The following is a 4058-nucleotide window of genomic DNA, read 5'->3' on the forward strand; positions in this document are numbered from 1 at the left end:
TGGTAAAGTAACCAAGCGTATCGTTTACTAACGGTTGCTATTAAAATAAAGCGCCTAAAAAATTTGTTACAAATATGTTAAAGGCAGTGGGTAAAACCCACTGCCTTTTTAATTATATAGTTAAAATATAAATTCATTACAAGGATTTCAAGCACAAAACAATGAAATAAAATAATTTTATAGTAATTTTTTTACATAAAACACTAAATAAAAAATCTTAAAACAAGCCAATATATTGAATAATAAACAACATAAATGTTATTATTTAAAGATTATTATTTTTTAAATAATAATTACAACGATTTCAATAAAAATTCCCCTAATAATGTTAAAGAGTAGTTAACGAATTGTTAAATTAGTTAAGTTTATAATCTTGAAATCTTGTACAAATGGAAAAAAATTACGCGAATGTCCCCCGCGCCACAATTTTGGCGAGGTTAAGGGGTAATTCCGGATCATCATCCCCAGGATCTGGAACTTTGTTTGAGCGTGCCCATTACTGGGTAGTGCTTTTATTAGTAACCTTGTGCTCGCTGCCAGCCATTGCGCAAACGGGAACAATACAGATTGGATCAGGTACAACTACAACGAGTACCTTACCCATTTACAGCTGTTATGGATATACTTACTCACAACAAATTGTAACCAAGGCGCAATTTGCGTCCGGAGGTGGAGCCGCAGGACAAATTTCGAAAATCCGCTTCTATTACAGTTCAAGCGGAACTACAACTGCGAACTGGAATAACTGGACCATTTATCTGGGTAACACCACCAAGACTTCTTTTGCAAGTACTACTGACTGGGTTGCTGCATCAGCTATGACACAGGTTTATTCGGGTACATTCACAGCAACAGCAGGCACTTGGATTGAATTTACTTTATCTACACCTTTTACATGGGATGGCACCAGCAACATTGTTGTCGGTGTAGACGAAAACGCATCAGGTTACAGCTGTACTGCGGCCTGGAGAAGCTACACATCAACTTCTAATACAGGTATGTATTATTATAGCGACTCTACTAACCCCAACCCAGCTTCACCTCCTACAGCAAGCACAAGAACTGCAACTTTATCTCAAATACAATTTGTAGGTCAACTTTTGCCTTCTTGTGCGACTCCTACAGCACCTTCATCTGTCGACCTTGGAAGTATCGCCAGTAGCAGCATGACAGGCACAATTACTCCTGATGCTGCCGCCCCTACCGGTTATCTTGTAGTAGCAAGCACATCTTCTACACTTAGTGCTGCTCCGGTAAACAATACTGTTTATACCACAGGAGCTACCTTAGGTGGAGGCAACGTGGTATACTACGGAACTTCAACTACATTCAACGCTACATCATTAAACCCTAATACAAACTACTACTATTTTGTATACTCATACAATTATGACAGTAGTTTTACCTGTTTAGGTCCAACTTACAGCACCTCTTATGCCGTTGGAAATAAAGCTACCTGTGTGGCAGATCCGATTGCAATAGGTGCCAGTAACGTGAAAAACGACCAGGCTAACCTTAACTGGACATCGTCTATTGGCGGTGGCTCAGCTGCGGTTACATACGATGCTGAACTATATTCTGATTCAGCATATACTACACTTGTAAGCTCATCTACAGGTATTACAGGCCTGCAATTCCCTGTTACAGGTCTTACAGCAAACGCTACTTACTACTGGAGGGTTAAAGTAAACTCAGAAAACTGTACTACAGGAACATGGGTAACCGGCAGTTTTGTAGCGCAAAACAGCTACACCCCTATAGACATTTCCGGTTTTAATGCAGACGTAATTGCAAACGGAACCGGTATGCCTAGCACTACCACCAACAGCGACGTAGACGGTGTAAACTATGTATACATATCATTAGACTACAAAGCCACATTGTCTTCATCTGCAGCCACATACGGCTTACCTGTAAACAGGCTTTTAACCAGTTCAACCGTTTCAGGACTTAAATTTATAATTCCTGACTATAACGGAAACAACTCATTAAGGCTTGATGGTACTACACCAACAGGCACCGTAACGCTTACTACTCCTATGAAGTTTACAGACATTTACCTTGCGGTAACTTCAGGTAGTGGTGCATCTACAGTAAATGCTGTGATTAACTTCCAGGATGGTACTTCGCAAACCATTTCGGGCATTAGCCTTCTTAACTGGTATGCAACTGCAACAACAGCACAACCAGCACTGATAAGCAACATAGGACGCGTTTTAAAAACAAGTTCTACTGGTGCACAAGAAAGTGGTGCTTCTAAAATATTTATGATTACATTATCTTTGGATAGTGCAAACGTAGGTAAAACAGTAACCGGATTTACAATTACTACAACAGCAACAGGTACTACCCCGGTAGCAAACATATTTGCAGTATCTGGTAAAGTAATAGGCGATTGTCCTACCATGGGTAGCGCAACAGCTCACGGAAACCCTGGCTTTACAACCGGTACTGCAGAATGGGTATTGGGTAGCCCGGGTGGTACTGATGCCAGTGCAGTAACATATACTGTAGAAGTATATACTGATGCCGCTTTTACTACACCTATATCAGGTTCTCCATTTACTAACCTAACTGGTAGCTCATACACATTTAGCGGCCTTACCGCAAATACTACCTACTATTATAAAATAAAAGCTGCCAACGGTATTTGTGATTCCGCCTATGTGACAGGAAGTTTCTATAACGGATACTGTCTTCCTACCGGACTTTCAACATCTACAAGCTACTACCTTACTAATGTGGTAACTACAGGAGCTCTAAGCAACTTAAGTAATGCTACCGGTAGTACTGCAGGTACATCTACTGTAGGTTATGCTAACTACAGCGCAACTCAAAGTGTTACTACCTATGCGGGTGGTTCATTTAACCTTGCACTTTCTGTAAGTTCTGGTACAAACTATTTCTATACATGGATAGACCTTAACAACGACCTTGATTTTGCCGACTCAGGCGAAACTCTAGTAGCTACAACCACTTATACATCTTCTTATAGCGGAACTATAACCATCCCTGCAGGCACACCAAACGGTACTTACCGTATGCGTGTAGCAAGCAGCTACATAGGCGCAATATCGTACTGTGGGCCTGCTTCTTATGGTGAATATGAAGATTATTCTCTTGTGGTCGTAACCCAGCCAGCTGCGTGTACTACACCAAATGCTATCGCCGATCTGTCTCTTACACCTGGCAGCACCAGCATAGCAGGTACCATTACACCAGATGCTACTACGCCTACAGGTTACATCATTGTACGCAGCACAGCATCTGCACTAACAGCAGAACCTGTAAACAACACATCGTACGCTGCCGGCGCTTCACTTGGTGGAGGCATAGTAATATACAGTGGCACTGCTTCAACATTTAACGATACCGGTCTTTCGGCAGGTACTAACTACTACTATTTTGTATACGCATACAACAATGGTGGTGCTACCTGTTTAGGCCCTGTATACGGCCCTGCATATTCTACTAATAAGTCTACCTGTACAGGTACGCCTCCTATTGCAGGCGCAAGTAACATTAAAAACAACCAAGCCATAATCAACTGGGCAAGCGTACTGGGAACTAACGTTACCTATACTCTTGAAGTATATACAGACAGTGGCTATACTTCTGCAATAAGCGGTTCTCCGTTTACTACAACAGCGCTTAAATATGCTCTTACCGGCTTAACGGCTAACCAAACCTACTATTTCAGGGTTAAGGCAGCTGCCGATGGCGTATGCGAATCGGGTTATGGAACCGGTAGCTTTGTAGCACAAAACAGCTACACTCCTATAGACATTACCGGTTTTAACGCCGACGTAATTGCTAACGGAACAGGCATAGCTAACCTTTCTACTACTAATGACGTAGACGCTGTAGGCAATGCTTATATGTCTCTTGATTATAAAAACTCAAGTACTGCTTCGGCTGCCACTTATGGTTTACCTGTAAACAGGTTACTTACAAGCAGCTCTATATCAGGCCTTAAATTTATAATCCCGGACTATAACGGAAACAACTCACTAAGGCTAAACGGCACTACCCCATCGGGTACCGTAACCCTTACTACC

The 4058-nt window shown here is 41.7% G+C and carries 1 protein-coding gene; it reads left to right on the forward strand.

All coding sequences use genetic code 11. From position 1 onward, the window contains the following. Positions 1 to 389: 389 nt before the first annotated feature. On the forward strand, positions 390 to 4058 hold a 3669-nt coding region (locus ACLI1A_RS19480; RefSeq protein ID WP_411410371.1), incomplete at its 3' end, for a beta strand repeat-containing protein.

The sequence above is a fragment of the Flavobacterium sp. RHBU_3 genome (genome assembly GCF_046613565.1).
Classification (GTDB): domain Bacteria; phylum Bacteroidota; class Bacteroidia; order Flavobacteriales; family Flavobacteriaceae; genus Flavobacterium.